The following is a 20,499-nucleotide window of genomic DNA, read 5'->3' as shown; positions in this document are numbered from 1 at the left end:
GCCATTGTTATTCAATCACAAGTTTACGGACGCGTTCATTGTATGAATCAGTAACAAAAAGATTTTCGTCTTTGTCCAGAACGCAGCCCTGCGGATAGTGAAAAAGCGCATGGTCTCCGGCGCCTTCTGCATAACCGGTTGCACCCGGTTTTCCTGCAAGGGTAACTACATAGCCGTCGGGATATACCATGCGGATACAATGATTATAGAGGTCGGTTACATAAATATTGCCGAGCTGGTCGACCTGCACACTACTGGGTTGGTTGAACAGGACTTCACCTGCTTTTCCATCCTTGTGCCCGTTTTGCGTAGGGGTGCCCGAAACCGTGCTGACGATACCGTCGGTGCTGATCTTGCGGATGCAATGGTTATGTTTATCGGCTACGAAAGCATTGCCGTTTTTGTCCAGGGTTAAATGCACGGGCATATAGAATTGAGCTTCGCGCAACTTGCCGTCGGCATAACCCTGCGTGCTGCCGGCAAATGTCGTAACCTGGCCGTCCGGGGAGATCTTCCGGATCACATTGTTCTCGCCATCGCAAACCCATAGAACACCGGCCTGATCCAGTTTGACGCCATAGGGTCGTTTGAAACGGGCAGTGGTCAGGTTACCGTCGGTCAGGCCCGGCCGGTCGGGGTGGCCTGCGAGGGTTGTTAATGTACCGTCCGGGAGAATTTTTCGTATTGCATGATTGTCGTAGTCGGCCACATAAATGGAGCCGTCCTGGGCAGATTCGACACCAATCGGGAACATCATCTTGCCTGTCCCCTTTTTCCCATCCTGGTAGCCCGATTGCCGCTCAATGCCCGCAACGGTTGAAACCGTACCGTCCTTTTCAATGCGCCGGATCATGCAGTTGATTTGATCGGCGACGAAAAAAGCACCGTCACCGGCAATAGCAATGTTGTAATTATGGAAAAATTTGGAAGACGCGGGTAAGCCGTCGGCGTAACCCTGGCTGCTTCCTGAAAAATAATGAGCCGTTGCAGTGTACAGATAACGGAATGCCTCGCCAGATACCAGCTCTTTGCCGTTCATGGTTAATGTCAGTTTTCCCAAACCGCATCGGTCAGGTACCGTAGCGGTAATCGTGCTGTCCGCGGCAGCTTTAATAGCTGCGGCAAGCCCGTTGATCTTCAGTGAGATCCTGGAAACGTCACTGCCGAAGTGTTTACCGCGTAACGTGATTATAGTACCCTTTTTTCCTGACAATGGCGAAAATCCAGTGAATTCTATCACGGGATCGTGGCCGGTATCCGGCGGAGTAGGTGCCCCGGCATCCTTGCAGGAAAATATCGCCAGGAAAAACAACGCCGGCAAGAGGCAAACAGGTGATCTCATGGGTTAACAATAAATTTGGAAGTCATCTTCCCGGATTGTGATTCCACTTTCAAAAAGTAAGTTCCTGCACCGAGCTGCGACACATCCAGTTCCGTTCCTCCATTCGTTACGCTGCAAGGCTTACGGATCAGAATCCGACCAGCAACGTCTGTTACTGTGACCTCGATGGATATTTGCTTGCCAAGACCTCCGATCTGCATCTTTCCGCGGATCGGATTGGGGTAAACTTTGAAAAGTTCATGGCTGGGCTCCGTTCCGGTCACGACTTCCTTGGGAAATGTAACCTCCCAGATTTGGCCCTGGCCTTCAAGTATATATAATTTATTGTCGACAATCTCTGCGTCCGTAGGTTCTATAAAACCCGCCGCAATACGGTAGGCATTTAGCGTGTAGTTGTCGCCTGCTGCGTTTTTCTTCAAATTCAACATTAGTAGGTCCCTTCCGGCTTCTTGCATGGGACCATAGTTGGCTGAACCTTCCTGATAGCTCAGTACAAAGCCTTTCCCTTGATACTCACCACTAAAAGTCGATTGCGTGTCAAAAACGAGGCCCAGTGGCGAGCGGTGCGCGGTGAATGTACTGATTGAGGTTCCATTATCGCTGGCATCCACTACTTTGCCGGTAACAGAATCCCGGTATTTGTCCGCATCCGGTCCGGCATTCCTGATCGGGTGGTAGTAGGTGAGGTTTTGTGGTTTTTGGGGATACAGTTTGTCGTCGTGAAATGCACCGATCTGATAGGCGGTGTAAGCCCGGTTAACGAGTTTGTCATCATCCGCTTTATAACCCGCAAATTGCATAGGTGTATCATTTCCGCCCATTTCCCACGGAAAGCCGTAATGCCCGCCGACTCTGATCCAGTTCATTTCTTCGGGGTCGTCGCGGTCGCCGGAATTTTCGACACTGAACAGATCGCCGTTAGCCGCAAAGGCCAGGCTGAATGCATTCCGAACGCCTCGTACATGCACGTAAGGCGCAAGCGCGGCGGAGTCGTTTGGTAACAGCAGTTTTTCTGTATCTGTCGGCAGCTTGAATATGCAGCTCGTCAGGGCAACTTCGCGAAGGCCCGGATATAGTCCGTCATTGTCCTTGACTTCTCCGTGGTCAGTCCGGGAACCGCTGGCAATATACATGTCTTTTCCATCCGGAGAAAAGCAGATCGCACTGAAAGCGTGATCGTAAAGTGTTTTGGAGGAAGCATGCTCCGCGGTCCTGAACACTTCGGTCCAGATGGGCTTACTGCTGTTGATTTTAGCTTTTACCCCTTTTCCATAGCCTGATATCCCTTGTTTGATCACAACGTTGCCAACGAGATACAGCGTTCCGTCGTGTAAAGCGAGCCCTTGCAGATAGTTGATCCCGTGATCTTCCGCCGAGGCAAGTCTCTGTACCTGGTAACCTCCGGTGGTTGTGGCTGTGAGGTGGTATAGTTCGCCATTCCAGGCGATGGTGTAAAAAGATTTGTCGGAAGGATCATAGATAATCCGGGTCTGGGTGTCCGTGCCGGTAATTCGGAAAACCGGTTTGATCGCCAGGTCTTCACGGAGCAGTTGGGGTGTCTGTGCCGCAATAAAATGATAGTGAAAGAAGAGGAAAGCGACAAATACAAATGCTGAGCAAAAGTGTTTCATAAATTCCCGGTTTATCCATGCCTTTTAAAACTCCATGCGGGCCAGCGGGCTTACCGTCTGGTCGCAGAACTCCCCGGCCAGAAACTTGTAATGGGCTGCAATAGCAATCATCGCCGCGTTATCTGTGCAATATTCAAATGCGGGAATATAGACATTCCAACCCAGCTGATCGCCAAGCGCTTGCAAGGATCTGCGTAAGCCGGAATTGGCAGACACGCCACCAGCGATCGCAATTTCCCGGATACCCGTTTCGCGGGCCGCTTTTTTTAACTTTTTAAGGAGGATGTCTATCAGCGTGTGCTGAATGCTCGCACAAATGTCTGCTATGTTTTCCCGGATAAATTCAGGGTTCTCGCGAACCTGTTTTTGCAAAAAATAAAGGAAAGAAGTCTTGATACCGCTGAAAGAAAAGTCAAGTCCCGGCATTTCGGGTAGCGGGAACGGGTAGGCCTGCGGGTTTCCAGCGGCAGCATATTTGTCGATCAGGGGGCCGCCAGGATAGGGCAGATCCAGTAGCTTCGCGGTTTTATCAAATGCCTCACCAACCGCGTCGTCGCGCGTTTCTCCGATGATTTCCATCTGTAACGGGCCGGTAACCCTGACAATCTGGGTATGGCCTCCGCTCACAGTCAGACAAAGGAAAGGGAATGCGGGTTTGGGATCGTCGATAAAGTGCGCCAGCACATGGGCCTGCATGTGATTGATCTCTATCAATGGAATGTTGAGGCCCAGCGCCATGGATTTGGCAAAGGAAGTTCCCACCAGTAATGCGCCCAACAAACCGGGTCCCTTCGTGAAAGCAATGGCATCCAGGTCTTTTTTTGCTATTTTTGCATCATTCAGTGCTTTATCCACCACAGGCAGGATATGTTGCTGGTGAGCTCTCGAAGCAAGTTCAGGGACAACACCGCCATATAGGGTGTGGATGAGTTGCGTAGCAACAACATTGGAGCGGATATTCCCGTTTGTAATTACAGCTGAGGAGGTTTCGTCGCACGACGATTCTATGGCGAGGATGTTCATATTGCCGAAAATATTCGCAAAATTAAGCATTAACAATAAGATAAGCAGTATCCTGCTGCGAAGCTGTATATGTTAAAATTCCTGAAGGGGCTTGGTAATGGTCTGATTGTAGTTTTCATCTTCGTGCTTTTGGCGCTTGGGATCGCTACGACGGCGTTGCAGCTGCCATCGGTGCAGACCTGGGCAGTAGGGTATCTCACCGAGAATGTCTCCGGAAAGTTGGGCTACCCTGTTTCTATCCAAAAAGTCAATATCAAGTGGTTTGACGTCGTATCATTGGAAGGCGTGTCGGTAAAGGACTCGTCGGGCGCCGACATGATCGACGTGGGCCGGATCGACGTTAATCTCAATCTCAATAACATCATCGAAAACTCGGCCAGGGAAATATTTCTGGACGAAGTCAATGTATTCCAGCCCGATGTCCATTTGGTGATCGTACCGAAATCGGGAGACCTGAATATCGACGGTTTCATCGCGCGGATCAATGAACTGACAGCCCCGGCTGTTCCGCGGCCCCCCGGTACACCTGAAAATAACACTCCGTTTATCATCGGAAAGGCCAAGGTGATCGATGGAACATTTGGTTATGATGATCCCCGCAGGCCTCGGGATCGTGGGGACCGGGTATTCGACTATTCGCATTTCAAGCTGAACCATCTCTACGGTGAGCTCAACAATTTTCTGGTACAAGGCGACACCATTTCGTTTCTTGCCAAAAACCTCAAAACCATCGACAAGCAGACGGGGCTCGAAATGCACGATCTGGATACCCGATTTTTGTTTTGCCAAAAAAAGATGGAATTGAAAGAGCTTGATGCGCGCATCGGCAATTCGCATCTGAAGGACGAGGTGATCTTCTACTATAACCGCTCCGGGGAGCTCGGGGATTTCAACCATAAGATACGAATGAAAGGACACCTGGTACGCAGCCAGGTAGATTCGCGCGATCTCGGATTGTTTTCCAGCTATATCGATGGCCTGAATGAGACATGGCAGATCTCGGGAGATTTTAATGGGAAAGTGGACGATTTTATATTGTCGGACACCGACCTGCATTTCGGGAAAAACAGCCGGCTGGTCGGCGACATAGGGTTCAAAGGATTACCGACCATAGAAGGCGTCTTGATGGACATCCGGTTATCATTGTCGAAAGTCGATCCGATGGATCTTGTGCAATACTATCCGGAATGGGATATGCATGAGGACTTACAGAAGTTCGGCTACACATTGCTGGATGGTACTTTTAAAGGTACGCTTGAAGACTTCGCGGTGAATGCGTCTGCGTCGTCGGAGTTAGGAGAGGTGGCAGGCGACCTGGTATTTCATATTGCTGACGCTAAAACAACTACTTACTCGGGAGAAGTCAAAACATCTGCATTTGCATTGGGGACGCTGCTGGAAGATGAGGACAACTGGCAGGAGCTCGATTTTGAAGGTAAAATATTTGGGAAGGGCCTGGAACTTGCGTCGGCTTCCACTGATATGAATGCGCTGGTGAAAAGGATCGGTTTCAGAAACTATGATTATAAAAATATCCGCCTGAAAGGCAATTTGCAAAACCAGTATTTCAATGGCCTGGTCAGCGCGCGGGATAGCAATCTGGTAGTCAGCCTGGACGGGGAGTTCGACCTTTCCAAGCAGCAGAATACATTCGATGTCAGGGGATTAATCGAAAAGGCCAATTTGAGGGAGCTCGGATTCAGCCAGGATCCCATCACATTACGGACACAGCTGAACGTCAATGTTACCGGCAATACGGTGGATGAACTGACAGGGGACGCGAAATTGCTGGATACATACCTGGTTATGACCAACAAGGAGCGTAACCTGGTGATCGATACGCTTGTTCTTTCATCCCGTCAGAAAGCCGACAAGCGAAGTTTGCGCCTGGAAAGTGAGTTTTTAACGGCTAATGTGGAAGGGAATTTTCTTCCTACCCGGGCGTGGAAGGACGTTAGCCAGGTTTTGGAAGAATATAAACTTTATTTCTTCGATAATGAGGCCAGCCGCAACAGCTACTACGAGCGGAAGCCATCAAAGTCTGTTTCAGACCGGTATGAGATCGATTATTCAGTGGAGACCCATAACCTGTCTCGTTTCCTGGCCTTTCTGAGCCCCGATATCTATGTCTCCAGAGGGGCGCGGGCAGAAGGAGCTTTTAAAATGGGCAACACTGCGTTCCTGACACTCAACGCATCCTCCGATACCGTGCGTTACGGAGTGAATCAATTCATCGACTCGGAAGTAGATGTGACCACTTCCAAGTTCGTAAACAATGCGGAGGTACTCGCATCGATTCTGGTGACTTCGGATAAACAGCAGTTGAGCAAGATGGTGCCGACTGAGAAAATGGAGCTGGAAGGTACCTGGGATGTCGATCATATCGATTTCGGTGGGGCCATCCATCAGGTGAAGAGCACCAACCGGGCGAATCTGGCAGGAGAAATCCGCTTTCTGCCGGCAGGTCTGGACATCGGGTTCAAAAACTCGAAGTTATACCTGCTGGACGAAGAATGGAATGTGCCTTCTGAAAGTCTGATATCGATCGTCGGCAGTGATATTACTATGTCAAACGTCGGACTGGTGAGTGGCAAACAGCGGATATTTTTGAGCGGTACAGCCTCGGAAATTCCCGACAAAAGCCTTTTCCTCGATATTAAGAACTTCAAACTGGCCAGTCTGAACCCCGTATTCAATACCAAGCTCGCAGGCATCATGGACGGGAATGCCAAAGTCAAAGATGTTTATAACAGTGTGATCCTGGACGCGAGCTTTGCGATTGAAAGCCTGGGATACGGTCAGTATGAATTTGGTAACTTGTCGGGGACGGGAGATTGGGACCAAACCAGTAGTGAATTGCAGATCGATGCGCAGCTGAGCAAGAATGCGCGACGGGTTTTCGATCTGGTTGGCTCTTACCGACCCAAACTAGCGACCAATACGCTGAATCTCAAAGCCATTTTCAATCAGATCGATTTCAAGGCCCTGGAACCCTTTGCGGAAGGGCTTATTTCCGGAGTCAGCGGAACGGCGCAAGGAGTCGTTTTGATCAAGGGCGTAGTGGATGCTCCGGTTTTGGAAGGTTCACTGATGGTGGATAAGGGCAGGATGAAATTTGATTACCTTCAGTCAGTGTTCACTTTCAGCGATAAGGTCAATTTCAGCGAGAGCGAAATTACGGTGAACAACATACTCCTTACCGATGCCGACGGCAATACGGCGACGTTGCGGGGCGGGGTTTTTCATGATGGCTTCAAGTATTTTTCGCTGGGCTTTAATGCCGATCTGCGTAATTTCAAGATCCTGAACACCAATGCGAAAGATAACGATACCTTTTACGGAACAGCCTATGTCACAGGCCCGGTTGCCGTGTTCGGCCCCATCGATAACCTTAATATCGAAGCCAATGTGACGAGTAACAAGGGCACGAAAATTCATATCCCGCTGGACGGTGCCACGGAAGTAACCACGCAGGATTATATCCAGTTTGTAAGTAAAATGCCTGTGGCCGACAGTACTTCCACCGCGCCGGTCGATTCAGCGGGCCGCCGCCAGATTGCCGGTGGGATCAAAATGGATTTCAATTTCAACCTGACCCCAGACGCTACCTGCGAGATCATTTTCGACCGGCAGACTGGTGATGTACTCCGGGGAAATGGCAGCGGTCGTCTGAATCTCAACATCGATACCCAGGGTGATTTTACCATGGCCGGTACCTATGAGATCGAAAAGGGCGAGTACAATTTTACCCTTCAGAATATCATCAACAAAAAATTCAGCATTAAGCCAGGCAGCAGGATCGTGTGGTCTGGCGACCCGTATGGCGCGCAGTTAGACATCAAAGCAGGCTATACCCAGATGGTGTCGCTGGCTGGCGTGCTACCCAATACCAGCAATCTTGGTGGCAATAGTGGTGATGCATTGTCAAGGAGATATCCCGTCGAAGTTACGATCGGGTTGTCCGAGCGGCTGATGTCGCCTACGATCCGGTATGACCTGAAAATCCTTGATAATCCTTCGTTGAGTACTTACCGGGGGCAGCTTGAAGCATTTCAGAATAAACTGAAGTCGGATGAACAGGAATTGAGCCGGCAAGTGAGCAGCTTGCTGGTTGTTAATCAGTTATTGCCCGAAACCAGCCTGGCTACAGTAGGGAGCCAGAACTTCCTCGGAAGCAGTATCAGCGAGCTGGTTTCGAACCAGATCAGTCGCTGGGCCTCGGGGATCAATGAGAACCTGGAAGTGGGGGTTTCGGGGTTGTCGCTGGACCAGAATGCATTGAACAACCTGCAGTTGCGGTTTTCCTACCGTTTCCTGAACGATCGTTTCCGCGTGACGCGGGATGGGCGCTTTACATCAGGCACGCAGTCTCAAACCGGCGCGTCACAGTACGATGCGGGCACGCTGCTTGGTGAATGGACCCTCGAATATTGGCTAAACAGCCGGGGCTCGGTTCGGGTGAAGGCCTATAACCGGAACATTCAGAATAACCTGATGTTCAACAATGGTACTTTTACGACGGGCGGTGTAAGTATGCAGTTCACGCACAGTTTCAACCGATTCGCGCGCGCGCCGAAGCCGGGTGTCAGAATTCCTTTTTTGCCGGCAGATTCCACCAAACAGGACACTACTGCGGGAAAAAAATTACTTTCGGAAAAGCAATCTACACGTTAGCCAGTGCCAGTTCCTGCTTAATCGCATGAATGCGGTCGTTGAAATGCAGGCTATGGAAATCCAGCCCCGGAACACAGGTAGTGGAAAGGTAATCCATAACCTCCTGCGGATGGGGTACACGCTGGCCGTTGGCAATGCTGATATGTTTGGAGGTAGTCCAGAGGACGGTTTTCAATTCAGTCCGCAGATCGTTGGTCATAAAGTATTCGGTGACCATCGTATCCTCATTGAAGTAGATCACACGCGAGGTAATGCGTACCCATTCGCTGATACGCGCAGGTCTTACGTACGCGATCTGATGCTGGTACACAACCCAGCTAGTACGCAATTCACGAAACATTGCTTCGAAACTAAAACCATACAGTTTTGACACCTGATCTTCCCGTGCATTGAAGAAATAATCGAAATATTTGGAATTATTCAAATGCATCAGCGGATCGCAGTCCTGGAAACGAATGATGACCCGCGATTCCGCTTCGACGGGCATGTCGGATAGTTTGGCAGTAAAGAGCATGGTTTCGGATTATGTTGTTAGAAGTGTTATTCGCCGCGATAGCGCACAGCCAGCCCGCTTAGCATGTATCCTTCCTGCTTGACGCTGGTGTAATACTTATATTTGACATTGATGATTGCGTCCGCCCCGATCTTCTGTGCCTTGATCACCAGCCGCGCGGTAAGCAGTTCTTTGGTTTTGGCGTCGTTACCCCTGAACATCATCCGCTTATCCTGCGTCTGCCGTTCCGTCAGTGAATCTTCGCTGCCAATTTCGACAATCCCGATCTCGGAATACGGACGTTCCAGCGGCTGGCTGTCATAGAGCACTTCAATCGGGTATTTGGTATTGGATGAAATCGGGATTCCATTCCCAACGCAGCCCAGGAGCAGAAGACCGGTGAACAGGGTGAAAATGAATGGGATGCTTTTACTCGTATTCATTACTTTGAATTGAGGGACTGTTTTTTAACCAAGAATAGCCTGAAAGAATTCCGTATAGTGATTCCCGGGCGTGTGCCTGAACATGGGTACACACAGGGAAGGGTGTTTGTTGCATCGCGTATTATTTTGCCATTTGTCACCAACCCATTGCGAAATGGGATTATCTGCATTATTTTCAGGGATTGTAAATCTAAACTAATTCATTTTAGTATGGTCATGAAATCTGAAAGAACAAATTTGTTCGGGCGTCGTTCATGGGCCGGAGTGATGCTGGCTGTCATGCTGGCGGGAGCCGCCGATGCGCAACAATTACCGAAGGGAGTTACGAAAATGACCTCTGTTGAGGGGATTACGGAATACAGCCTGGAAAACGGGCTAAAAGTGCTAATGTTCCCGGACCCATCCAAGCCGACGATCACCGTGAATGTTACTTATCTGGTCGGTTCCCGGCACGAAGGTTATGGCGAGACAGGGATGGCGCATTTGCTCGAACACCTTGTTTTCAAAGGCTCTCCAAAGCACACCAATATCCCGCAGGAGCTCACCGAGCACGGCGCACGACCCAATGGGACGACCTGGTACGACCGAACCAACTATTTTGAAACGTTTTCAGCAACTGAAGAAAACCTCAAATGGGCACTGGATCTGGAGTCGGACCGGATGGTGAATTCATTTATCGCCAAGAAGGATCTCGACAGCGAGTTCAGTGTGGTCCGTAATGAGTTTGAATCCGGGGAAAACAGCCCGTTCAGGGTGTTGATGGAGCGGGTAATCTCCGGTGCATTTTTGTGGCACAACTACGGGAAGTCTACTATTGGCAACCGTTCCGACATTGAGCGGGTGCCCATTGAAAACCTTCAGGGCTTTTACCGGAAGTACTACCAACCTGACAACGCGGTGCTGACAGTCGCTGGGAAAATCGATGAGGGTAAGACACTGGCGATGATCAACGACTATTTTGGCAAAATACCAAAGCCCACCCGGGTGCTCCCGAAATCCTATACAGTAGAGCCTACCCAGGACGGCGAGCGCTTCGTAGAATTGAAAAGAACTGGGGATGTGCAGATGCTGATGGCAGCCTATCATATCATGCCAGGTTCTCACGCGGACTATCCGGCCATGGAAGTCCTTACCGAACTGCTGACGACGGAGCCGAACGGCAGACTTTACAAAAATCTGGTGGAGACTAAAAAGGCATCCTCGGAATTTGGTTTCAGCTTTCAGTTGTTTGACCCTGGTTTTGTCTTGTTCGGTGCCGAGATCCTTAAAGAGAAATCCCTGGAAGAAGCCAAAAAAGCTTTCGTAGCCACGCTCGACTCCGCGGCCGTCCTCAAACCTTCGAAAGAAGATGTGGAAAGGGCCAAAACGACGATCCTTAAAAACTGGGACCTGGAATTTCGTAATTCGGAAAGGGTCGGGCTAAGTATCAGCGAAGCCATTGCTACCGGCGACTGGCGACTGGCGTTCCTCTTCCGCGATAACATCCGGAAGGTGACACCGGAAGACGTTTTCCGGGTTGCGCAATTTTATTTCAAACCATCGAACAGGACACTCGGATCTTTTATGCCGGAGTCTAATCCTGTGCGGGCGGAGATTCCGGAGGCACCCAAAGTGGAGGATCTTGTCAAGAATTACAAAGGGGAAGCCGTGGTGGCTGAGGGAGAGGCATTTGACCCGTCACCGGCCAATGTGGAAAGCCGCACAGCGCGTGTAGAAAAAGCCAATACGATCGAAACGGCATTATTGCCTAAGAAAACCCGCGGGAATGTGGTAGCTGCCCGTATTACATTGCGGTACGGGGATGAGAAGAGCCTGCAAAGCAAAGCGACGATCTCCGACCTGACAGGTTCCATGCTGGATAAAGGGACCAAAACCAAGACCCGTCAGCAGGTAAAAGACGAGTTTGATAATCTGAAGGCAAGGGTAAGCTTTTTTGGAGCCAATAACCAGGCTGGCGCGAGTATCGAGACGACCCGAGAAAATCTGCCGGCGGTAATGAAGCTCGTTGCAGAAGTACTTAAAACCCCGTCGTTCGATGAAAATGAGTTTGAAAAACTGAAACAGGAAGAGCTCGCGGGCATTGAGTCGCAACGCAGCGAACCACAGGCCATTGCTTTCAACCAGTACCGTCGAATCGTTTCACCTTATCCTAAAACGGATATCCGTTATATCGGTACATTCGATGAAGACGTGGCGAGTATCAAAGCAACCACCATCGACCAGATCCGTCAGTTCCACAAAGACTTTTACGGAGCGAACAACGCGTCGGCCACCGTGGTAGGGGATTTTGACAAAGACCAGATCCAGAAGATTCTGAACGACGAGTTCGGGAACTGGAAAAGCGCGAAAGCTTTTACCCGCATCGCATCACCCTACCAGCCTGTGAAAGCCGAAAACAAATCGGTGGAAACGCCTGATAAGGCTAACGCAATGTTCATTGCGGGTCTGAATATGCCTTTGCAGGATACCGATCCCGACTACCCCGCGCTGATTTTGGGTAACTACATGTTGGGCGGAGGCTTCCTGAACTCGCGTCTGGCAACTCGCATTCGCCAGAAAGAGGGGTTGAGCTATGGCGTAGGCTCGCAGTTCTCGGCCAGCCCGCTGGATAAGAACGGTACATTTATGTCCTATGCTATTTACGCGCCTCAGAACGCGGAAAAGCTGGAAGCTGCGTTCAAGGAAGAAATTGACAGAGTGATGAAGGAAGGCTTTACCGCCGATGAGCTGAAAGCCGCCAAATCGGGATACCTTCAGTCGAGGCAGGTAGCGAGGTCGCAGGATGCTTCGCTGACGAATACGTTGACGAGCAATCTGTACCTGAACCGGACCATGCAATGGGATGCCGATTTTGAGAAAAAGGTCGAAGCACTCACTCCTGAGCAGATCAAAGCGGCATTCAACAAGCACATCGATTATAATAAGCTTGTGATCATCAAGGCGGGTGATTTTGAAAAAGCCAAAAAAGCCGCGCCTGCGGCAGGCGCACCTGCGCAGTTAGGCGGCAGCGAGAAAAAATAAAAGCATGTGCCGATCATTATGCAGGAAAGCCGGTAGCGAAAAGCGCGCCGGTTTTCTGCTTTTAAACGTAGTACATCTTTATCTTTGCCGAGTATTTACAAAGAGCTTTACCGCTGCAATTAACTTCTCCAATGAAATTAATCTCCCATCCGCTTCTCAGTGTTTTGTTCGCAGGACTGATACTGAGCCATTCGGTTTTCAGTCAGACCAAACCCAAGCCCGCCGGCACGTCGTCCAGGTTAGCCAGACCCAAATTGGTAGTGGGCATGGTAGTGGATCAAATGCGCTATGACTATCTCTACCGCTACTATGATAAGTACAAGGAAGGCGGGTTGAAAAGGCTGATGAATGAAGGCTTTAACTGCCGGAACAATCATTATCACTATGCTCTGACTGTTACGGCGGCTGGGCATTCTGCGGTATACACCGGTTCAATACCGGGTATCAATGGGATTGTGGGGAATGATTGGTATGATGCAGGGCAAAGCAAAAACGTTTATTGTACCGACGATAATTCGGTGGCGACAGTAGGCAGCAATAACGTTACCGTGGGTAAAATGTCTCCCAAAAATCTATTGGTAAGTACAGTTACCGATCAGTTGCGCATTGCAACGAATTTCCGGTCAAAGACGATCGGCGTCGCCATCAAGGACAGGGCGTCGATCCTGCCCGCCGGGCATGCGGCTTCTGGTGCTTATTGGTTTGATTCCAAGACTGGCAATTTCGTGACCAGTACTTATTACATGGACGCATTACCACAATGGGCTGCCGATTATAACAGCCAGAAAAAACCGGCCCTGTATATGGGGAAAGGCTGGAATACGCTTTTACCCATTGAACAATATACCCAAAGCTCCCCTGACGATGTACCCTGGGAGGGCAAATTATCCAGCGCAACCAAGCCTGTCTTCCCGCACGACCTCACCGGCAATGCTGGCGATGCCTACGGTCCCCTGACCACCTCGCCGTGGGGCAATACGATCACCAAAGAAATGGCAATCGCCGCAATCAAAGGTGAAAATCTGGGTAAAGGTGCGGAAACCGATTTCCTGGCAGTAAGCTTCTCTTCGCCGGACCGCATTGGTCATATGTTTGGGCCCAATGCGGTGGAACAGGAGGATGATTATCTGAAACTCGATGCGGAATTTGCCGACTTCTTCAATTTTCTTGACGGCTGGGCCGGAAAAGGCAACTACACCGTTTTTCTCACTGCCGACCATGGTGCGATGGACGTCCCGGCCTTCTGGCAGGAGCATAAGCTGCCCGCCGGATTGATGAATGCGACTACACTGACGAGAACGATCGTGAAGGCATTGAACGATACTTATGGAGAGGCGGAATATATTTCGGCATTCGAGAATTACCAGTTGTACCTCAACAAAGCAAAACTGAAAGAGAAGAAGATCACCGTGGCTGACGTACACCAGACGTTGCGTGACGCGCTGTTAGACGTGGACGGTGTTGCGGATCTCATCAACCTGCGTGATATGGGACGTGCACCGCTGAACACCTATCAACTGGAGCTATTCAAAAATAACATCAATGCCAAACGCAGCGGTGATCTGCAGGTGCTGGTGCAACCGGGCTGGTTTGCTTCATCGTCATCTACGGGCACCGACCATGGTACGCCTTACAACTACGATACGCATGTACCGTTCTTGCTTTATGGATGGGGTGTCAATAAAGGAGAAACGCTGCGTCGAACCACCATTGCTGATATTGCACCTACCATCTCGGCATTGTTACATATTCTGCCTCCAAGCGGTAATGTGGGCAACCCGATTGAGGAAGCTTTGAAAAAATAGACCTTTAATTGTTTGATCCTGCGGGCCGGTTCACCGGTCCCGCGTTTTTTTGTTTTATCTAAATCCCTTAACTGTGAGAAAATTATCCTGTTGGATGTTGGCTGCGATGGCGTCTACGGCCATTTATGCGCAAACTCCAAAAAAGGCTGCCGTCAAAACATCAGCGCTTGCCCGTCCTAAACTTGTGGTCGGAATCGTGGTCGATCAGATGCGTTACGATTACCTCTATCGGTATTATGACCAATATACCGAAGGAGGTTTCAAACGTATGATGAATGAAGGGTTCAACTGCCGGAACAATCATTACAGCTATGCATTGACAGTCACCGCTGCCGGACACGCCTCCGCGTACACGGGTTCCATTCCAGCGATTAACGGAATAGTCGGAAATGAGTGGTATGATCCCATTGCAAAGCAGGATGTTTATTGTGTGGAGGACAGTACGGTCAAAACCGTGGGCAGTAGCAATGTTGCGGTTGGTAAAATGTCTCCTAAGAACTTGCTGGTGAGCACGGTAACCGATCAACTTCGTATTGCAACTAACTTCCGTTCCAAAACAATTGGTGTGGCCATCAAGGACCGTGGCTCGATCCTTCCCGCAGGTCATGCGGCCAACGCGGCGTACTGGTTCGATTCCAAAACCGGAAACTGGGTGACCAGTACTTATTATATGGACGATTTGCCACAATGGGCGAAAGATTACAATGCTAAAAAAATGCCCGCGGAATACCTGAAAAAAGGTTGGCAGTTACTCTTGCCTGCCGAAGCCTATGTACAAAGTTCTCCCGACGATGTTGCCTGGGAGGGCAAGCTTCCCGGTGCTAAAAAACCTGTTTTTCCGTATGAGCTGATGGGGATGTCGGGTGATGCATTTGGTATAGTGACAGATACGCCCTGGGGTAATACGATCACGAAAGAGATGGCCATTGAGGCTGTCAAGGGCGAGAAGCTCGGAAAGGGAGCCGATACCGATTTCCTGGCGATCAGCTTTTCATCACCTGACAAGATCGGGCATCGTGTAGGCCCCAATTCAATGGAGCAACAGGACGATTACCTGCGGCTGGACAGAGAATTTGCCGATTTGTTCAATTTTCTGGACGGCTGGGTAGGTAAAGGTGAATATACCGTTTTCCTCACCGCGGATCATGGCGTGGTAGATGTTCCCGGATTCGCGAAGGAACACAAACTCCCAGCCGGGCTGGTGGATAGGAAATTGTTGACTACTGTCGTGACCGATGCATTGAATGAGGCATTCGGGAAAGACAAATATGTGGTGGCGACTGACAATAACCAGTTGTATCTGGATCACGCCATGTTGAGAAAAAAGAATGTTACCATAGCGTCTGTGGCCAGTGTTGTACGGGATGCCGCGCTGACGGTACCGGGCATTGCCGATGTGCTCGACCTGACGGACATGGGTAAGGCTCCCCTGAATACCTATCAACTGGAATTGTACAAAAACAATGTGAATGCAAAACGGAGCGGCGATTTACAAGTCATCTCGCAACCGGGTTGGTTCTACGGGACTTCAACGGGAACTTCGCACGGAACGCCTTACAATTACGATACCCAGGTACCGTTTGTCATGTTTGGTTGGGGTGTAAAGAAAGGAGAGACTCTGAAACGGACTTCGGTATGCGACATTGCGCCTACGGTTGCTTCGCTTCTGCACATTCTGCCTGCCAGCGGGAACATTGGAATGCCGGTCGAGGAAGCATTGAAAAAATAAGTACTTACTTGTTAAAAAAATCAAAGGCCGGGATGATGTTCCGGCCTTTAGTTTTTTAGAAATCAGGATTCCTCCACGATCAGGACTATTCCGTCTGTTTTCTTGATGACTACCTTGCTTCCGGCGGTGATGGAGTGATGGCTCTCAGATATCGCCTTCCACTCGGCGCCCCGGTAATAGATGCGGCCTTCACCCTCGTCTGGGATATCGCGGATGACCATCGCTGTTTCCCCGACGAATTCATTGTATTCCGGATGAGCCCGGCGGTCGAGTAATTTGCGGACATGTTTTCTCAGGACAAGCAATGAAATTAATGAAATGGCTGAAAATGCAAGAATCTGACTCTCGGTAGTGGGTAATAGCCCTATTGAGGTGAGGAGAGAGGTGATTAATGCGCCTGTGGCAAAAAAAACAAATACCAGCAGGACACTTACCAGTTCAGCCAGCAGCATTACCAGCCCGACGATCAGCCATATTTGCGGCATTGACAAATCCATACTATTTCTTCGGTTCAGATTTGACAACTGTTAATGCCGTGGCGATCAGGGAGCCCATATCGGCGAGGTTAGCGGGCAGAATGAGGGTATTCCCTGCTTTGGCTATTTTACCGAATTGTTCCACATAATTTTCAGCCACTTTTAATTGCACGGCTTCGGAACCTCCTTCTTCCCGAATTGCCCGGGCAACGAGCCTGATACTTTCCGCGGTAGCTTCTGCAACCGATTTCAAAGCGGAAGCCTCGCCTTCCGCCTCATTAATTTGTCTGAGCCGGATGCCTTCCGATTCCAGCACTACTTTTTGTTTTTGTCCTTCAGCTACATTGATCGCCGCCTGTTTTTCCCCATCCGATTGGAGGATTACCGCCCGTCGTTCACGTTCTGCCTGCATCTGTTTTTCCATAGCAATGAGTACGCTCTGGGGCGGAGTAATGTTTTTGATTTCATAGCGTAATACTTTTACACCCCATCCGGTAGCGGCTTCATCGATGGATTCCACCACGGCCCGGTTAATGGTCATGCGCTCTTCAAATGTTTTATCGAGATCCAGCTTGCCTATTTCGCTCCGCATGGTGGTTTGAGCCAGCTGAATCACAGCAAAAGTATAGTCAGCGATGCCGTAAGCAGCTTTTTTGGGATCGATTACCTGAATGAAAATGACTCCGTCCATACGCACCTGCACATTATCGCGGGTAATACATATTTGCTCGGGAATGTCGACGGCAGCTTCTTTGAGTGTGTATTTATATGCGATCCGGTCGAAGAAAGGGATGATGAAGTTGACACCGGGTTGAAGGACTGCGTAGAACTTACCCAGACGTTCCAGGACGTAGGCACTTTGCTGTGGTACTACCTTGACGGTCATCAGAATAGTAAGGACTACCAGTACGAGCAGAACGATAAAAGGGGTCATAACAAGTCGGTTTAAGGTCTATTGCGAAAATAGACATAACCGCCCTGCATTCCTATCCTACTCGGACTAATGCAAAGTATGAAGGCTCGCCGGTCGATCTTCCGGATAAGTGGTTAGCTTATTACGGGATAAGTAACCTGCGGCTCCCCAGCCATTCGCCGGTGTGTCTGAGCAGGCGGACAATGTACATACCCGTGGGCAGGAGCGAGGTATCCAGCACAAGAGGCTGACCCGGTAATGTTCTTCGAATGACTGTTCCATGCTGGTTGCAAATCTCGGCTGTATAGCCGGCTGGTTCGTCGGGGCTGTTCTCGGGGACGATGCGGTAAGTATGCCTGCCTATTGGAATAACAAACCAGGTAAACTGTCTGCACGGCAGTTTAACGTATCGAATGGCGGAGTTTTCAGATTTTCCGTCATTGTCTACGATCCTCAAACGGTAATAGTTTGTGATTCCTGGAGAAGTATCTTCAAAATGGTAATTTCGCTGCGTCCGCGAATCGCCTGCTGCGTTAATCCTACCGATCTCATTGAAGCTTTTTCCATCGGCACTCCTCTGAATAGTAAAATTGGACGCATTGATTTCCTCCGAGGTACTCCACTGCAATCGGACACGGCAATCTGCTACATTTACTTCGAATCTCGACAAACGGACTGGTAGCGGATCCGAGATAATAGCACTGAAAAAGGCAAAAACCGCTGCTGTAACACTTATTTCCTGTACCGTAAATTCCGACATTTCGACTGCCTGGCGGGTGTCGGTGTAACGGCGCAGCACAGGGTAGGGATCTTCTTTGCGGTAGCCATAAGGGTAACGGTTCAGTGAATCCTGGATTAAAAAGCTTGAAGGCCGGTTCATGAGCAACGAAGCCGCCGGCCCGAATACGGGCACACCTGGTACTGGCTTAGGGTATTTTCCTGGCACGGTTGACCAATGCAAGGGAAACTGAGGTGCATGTGTCCCGGCGCCGGTAATGAAACATTGCGAAAGCGGATTATTGCCTAGCGGAATATCCAGCTGGATTTTGGCATAACTGAACAACTCGGGTTTTTGGAGCAATGACGCAAACAGAATATAGTCAAAGGCATAGCTCTGGGCCATTCCAAACGAGCCATATCCTATGTAGCCCTTGAAATGATGGTAGGCGCCGTGATATGCGTGGATTTTCATCGTTCGGTTATAGTAATTCACCAGTACTTCGCTGTTCAGTTTGCTCTTAAACTCGTCGACCAATGCATTATTGACCTCAAACTGAGTTGTTGCGTAAGCCCAGGCTGCCTTAAAAGTATGCTGCTGCCAGCTCATGGTGGCGTGGAACTGGTGAGGAATCTGGCTATACCATTCGTTGAAATCTGTATTGTATTGAGTCTCGCCGGTTGTTTTATACAGTTCGGCAGCGGCCCAGGCACGGTTATCCGCGTCGATGGGATCGGGATAAGGGCCAGCTGAAATGCCGGGGACGCTCACCGGCGGAGTTGGGGCGAGGTGACTTTTTAGGAATAACCACGCTTTTCGAGCTCTTTCGAGGCAAGAGGCTGCATAGGCGGTGTTGTATTTAGAGAAATTTCTGGCGGCCATAGCCATAGCAGCGGCAAAAACGGCGGTTGATTGCGTGGTTTTCTCGGAAATGTAAAGCGTGTGGGTTTCTTCACCTGGCAACCCCTGCGACCAGGTTGCGGGCGTGACGCGGAAATAGACACCGCCATCAGGAGCCTGCATCTGCATGAGCCAGTCGGTTTCGTATTTGACTTCATCCAGCCAGTCGGGAATCCCGTTGCCGCTTTCGGGGATATTGAGATGATTGTCCGGAAATTTTTCAGGATAGAGCTCAAATGCGGTAAACATGACGAACAATGCGCTTGCCGCCGTGGGAACATAACGGCCGTAATCACCCGCATCCAGCCACCCACCCTGCATAGGAAGCGCCGTGCCGGGCGGATAATCGGAGGTTGAATAAAGCGGGGAGTTGACCTGCGAAACATGAATCTGCGCGGTTTTGGAAGGTAAGCCATCACGAGTCCAGGTGCCGCCGTGTGCGGCTTCAATCTTTCCTGAACGCTGGTAATACAATGCCCGGGCTGTATTGAAATAAAGCTCATTGTAGCAGTCAGCGGCGATGACAAATGTTTCAGACCGGCCATAGCCGGGAACATATAAATGATATTTACCGGGTGTTTGTAATGCTGAGAAATCTATGTCAAATACACTTTCCCCGCTGAATGCGGAATCTGATTTGAGATACTGGCAAGTCCCTTCGAAAACGATCTGCTGATTCGCACCGATGACCTGGAACGGTGGTGGCGAAAGCGTGTCGACAGGCATAAACCAGGCATCACCCAGAAATCGTCCTAATTTGCCTAGTTTCGGTCCTTCCGGCAGGTAGCCTACCTGATTAGCCTTTACATTATCCCGGATATCGGCGTCACTGAATGTAAACATTATGTCCAGGATCGTAGCATTGCCGTCGATGTTTTTAATACCGTCTGTTTGCAGATGATAGGAATTTCCATTTTTTAATGGTTTATCAAAAATCAGGTATAGCTGGAAGACGATATCCTGCTCGCCAGAAGCTGAAAGTCTCTTCACAAAGCTATGCCTACCAATTCGGGTGGGATTGGTAGTATTTTGATAATCAAGATCGGTGGAAGAATGCAGCGAATAACGTTTGGGATCGTGACATCCGGCGGTATCGAATCTTTCACTGATAGTAAGCAATGCAACGCGATTGGAAGCAGGTGAAAAAGTGATCACCGGAGCGGCCGGTAAGGAGGCGATGCTCCGGGCATTTGAATAGCCGGTAGCCAGCAGTATGAGAATAAGCATTGTCCGTCTCATAACATTTTATGTTTGTTTGGGACGGGAAGTAGCGATACCTGTGCCTGTTTGGAGTAAATTAACTGAGACATCCCCACCGGCAGAGATCATTT

12 protein-coding genes are annotated in these 20,499 nt (G+C 49.8%); 4 read left to right on the top strand and 8 right to left on the bottom strand.

The window, feature by feature from the left end; all coding sequences use genetic code 11:
• Positions 1-7 precede the first annotated feature (7 nt).
• The 3 genes from BP71_RS18485 to tsaD are packed head-to-tail and all read right to left on the bottom strand — an operon-like array spanning position 8 to position 3,996.
• On the bottom strand, positions 8-1,342 hold the full coding sequence (locus BP71_RS18485) for an IPT/TIG domain-containing protein (RefSeq protein WP_496381832.1): 1,335 nt from the start codon (positions 1,340-1,342) through the stop codon (positions 8-10).
• Positions 1,339-2,973, bottom strand: a complete 1,635-nt coding sequence (locus BP71_RS18480; protein WP_496381830.1) for a T9SS type A sorting domain-containing protein — start codon at positions 2,971-2,973, stop codon at positions 1,339-1,341. Before BP71_RS18480 ends, BP71_RS18485 begins: the two co-directional genes overlap by 4 nt.
• A 24-nt stretch (positions 2,974-2,997) precedes the next feature.
• The gene (gene tsaD, locus BP71_RS18475; protein WP_496381828.1) at positions 2,998-3,996 is read right to left on the bottom strand and encodes a tRNA (adenosine(37)-N6)-threonylcarbamoyltransferase complex transferase subunit TsaD; all 999 of its coding nucleotides are present in this window, start codon (positions 3,994-3,996) and stop codon (positions 2,998-3,000) included.
• A gap of 69 nt (positions 3,997-4,065) precedes the next feature.
• On the opposite strand from tsaD, the gene BP71_RS18470 reads away from it, so the two are divergent.
• Positions 4,066-8,670, top strand: a complete 4,605-nt coding sequence (locus BP71_RS18470) for a translocation/assembly module TamB domain-containing protein (RefSeq protein WP_496381826.1) — start codon at positions 4,066-4,068, stop codon at positions 8,668-8,670.
• On the opposite strand, the gene BP71_RS18465 is transcribed toward BP71_RS18470, so the two are convergent.
• Entirely contained in the window at positions 8,660-9,184 is a 525-nt protein-coding gene (locus BP71_RS18465; protein WP_496381824.1) for an acyl-CoA thioesterase, read from the bottom strand. The genes BP71_RS18470 and BP71_RS18465 overlap by 11 nt on opposite strands.
• Positions 9,185-9,210: 26 nt before the next feature.
• Entirely contained in the window at positions 9,211-9,606 is a 396-nt protein-coding gene (locus tag BP71_RS18460) for a hypothetical protein (protein WP_496381822.1), read from the bottom strand.
• A gap of 210 nt (positions 9,607-9,816) precedes the next feature.
• Here BP71_RS18460 and BP71_RS18455 point away from each other — a divergent pair, with 210 nt between their 5' ends.
• The 3 genes from BP71_RS18455 to pafA (BP71_RS18445) all read left to right on the top strand — a co-directional run bounded on the left by BP71_RS18455 (position 9,817) and on the right by pafA (BP71_RS18445) (position 16,161).
• On the top strand, positions 9,817-12,627 hold the full coding sequence (locus tag BP71_RS18455) for a M16 family metallopeptidase (RefSeq protein ID WP_496381820.1): 2,811 nt from the start codon (positions 9,817-9,819) through the stop codon (positions 12,625-12,627).
• Positions 12,628-12,758: 131 nt separating this feature from the next.
• Positions 12,759-14,432: an alkaline phosphatase PafA gene (pafA, locus tag BP71_RS18450; RefSeq protein ID WP_496381818.1), complete on the top strand. Its 1,674-nt coding sequence runs from the start codon at positions 12,759-12,761 to the stop codon at positions 14,430-14,432.
• A gap of 106 nt (positions 14,433-14,538) precedes the next feature.
• Positions 14,539-16,161, top strand: a complete 1,623-nt coding sequence (pafA, locus tag BP71_RS18445; protein ID WP_496381871.1) for an alkaline phosphatase PafA — start codon at positions 14,539-14,541, stop codon at positions 16,159-16,161.
• A gap of 62 nt (positions 16,162-16,223) precedes the next feature.
• Here pafA (BP71_RS18445) and BP71_RS18440 read toward each other — a convergent pair whose 3' ends face one another.
• The 3 genes from BP71_RS18440 to BP71_RS18430 form a co-directional block, all read right to left on the bottom strand.
• Positions 16,224-16,658, bottom strand: coding sequence for an NfeD family protein (locus tag BP71_RS18440; RefSeq protein ID WP_496381816.1), 435 nt, complete (start codon positions 16,656-16,658; stop codon positions 16,224-16,226).
• A 1-nt stretch (position 16,659) separates the two neighbouring features.
• Positions 16,660-17,571: an SPFH domain-containing protein gene (locus BP71_RS18435; RefSeq protein WP_496381814.1), complete on the bottom strand. Its 912-nt coding sequence runs from the start codon at positions 17,569-17,571 to the stop codon at positions 16,660-16,662.
• A gap of 121 nt (positions 17,572-17,692) precedes the next feature.
• A complete protein-coding gene (locus BP71_RS18430) occupies positions 17,693-20,407 on the bottom strand; it encodes a glycoside hydrolase family 9 protein (protein ID WP_496381812.1) in 2,715 nt (904 codons plus the stop codon).
• Positions 20,408-20,499: the final 92 nt, after the last annotated feature.

It is taken from the genome of Dyadobacter ginsengisoli DSM 21015 (genome assembly GCF_059568735.1).
Note: the sequence above shows the minus strand (reverse complement) of the source record. Positions and strands in the feature narration are given on the sequence as shown.

Coding starts and splice junctions, on each gene's coding strand:
- pafA (WP_496381871.1), top strand. CDS start 14,539: ATGGCGTCTACGGCCATTTATGCGCAAACTCCAAAAAAGGCTGCCGTC.
- pafA (WP_496381818.1), top strand. CDS start 12,759: ATGAAATTAATCTCCCATCCGCTTCTCAGTGTTTTGTTCGCAGGACTG.
- tsaD (WP_496381828.1), bottom strand. CDS start 3,996: ATGAACATCCTCGCCATAGAATCGTCGTGCGACGAAACCTCCTCAGCT.
- BP71_RS18465 (WP_496381824.1), bottom strand. CDS start 9,184: ATGCTCTTTACTGCCAAACTATCCGACATGCCCGTCGAAGCGGAATCG.
- BP71_RS18460 (WP_496381822.1), bottom strand. CDS start 9,606: ATGAATACGAGTAAAAGCATCCCATTCATTTTCACCCTGTTCACCGGT.
- BP71_RS18485 (WP_496381832.1), bottom strand. CDS start 1,342: ATGAGATCACCTGTTTGCCTCTTGCCGGCGTTGTTTTTCCTGGCGATA.
- BP71_RS18455 (WP_496381820.1), top strand. CDS start 9,817: ATGGTCATGAAATCTGAAAGAACAAATTTGTTCGGGCGTCGTTCATGG.
- BP71_RS18440 (WP_496381816.1), bottom strand. CDS start 16,658: ATGGATTTGTCAATGCCGCAAATATGGCTGATCGTCGGGCTGGTAATG.
- BP71_RS18435 (WP_496381814.1), bottom strand. CDS start 17,571: ATGACCCCTTTTATCGTTCTGCTCGTACTGGTAGTCCTTACTATTCTG.
- BP71_RS18430 (WP_496381812.1), bottom strand. CDS start 20,407: ATGAGACGGACAATGCTTATTCTCATACTGCTGGCTACCGGCTATTCA.
- BP71_RS18480 (WP_496381830.1), bottom strand. CDS start 2,973: ATGAAACACTTTTGCTCAGCATTTGTATTTGTCGCTTTCCTCTTCTTT.
- BP71_RS18470 (WP_496381826.1), top strand. CDS start 4,066: ATGTTAAAATTCCTGAAGGGGCTTGGTAATGGTCTGATTGTAGTTTTC.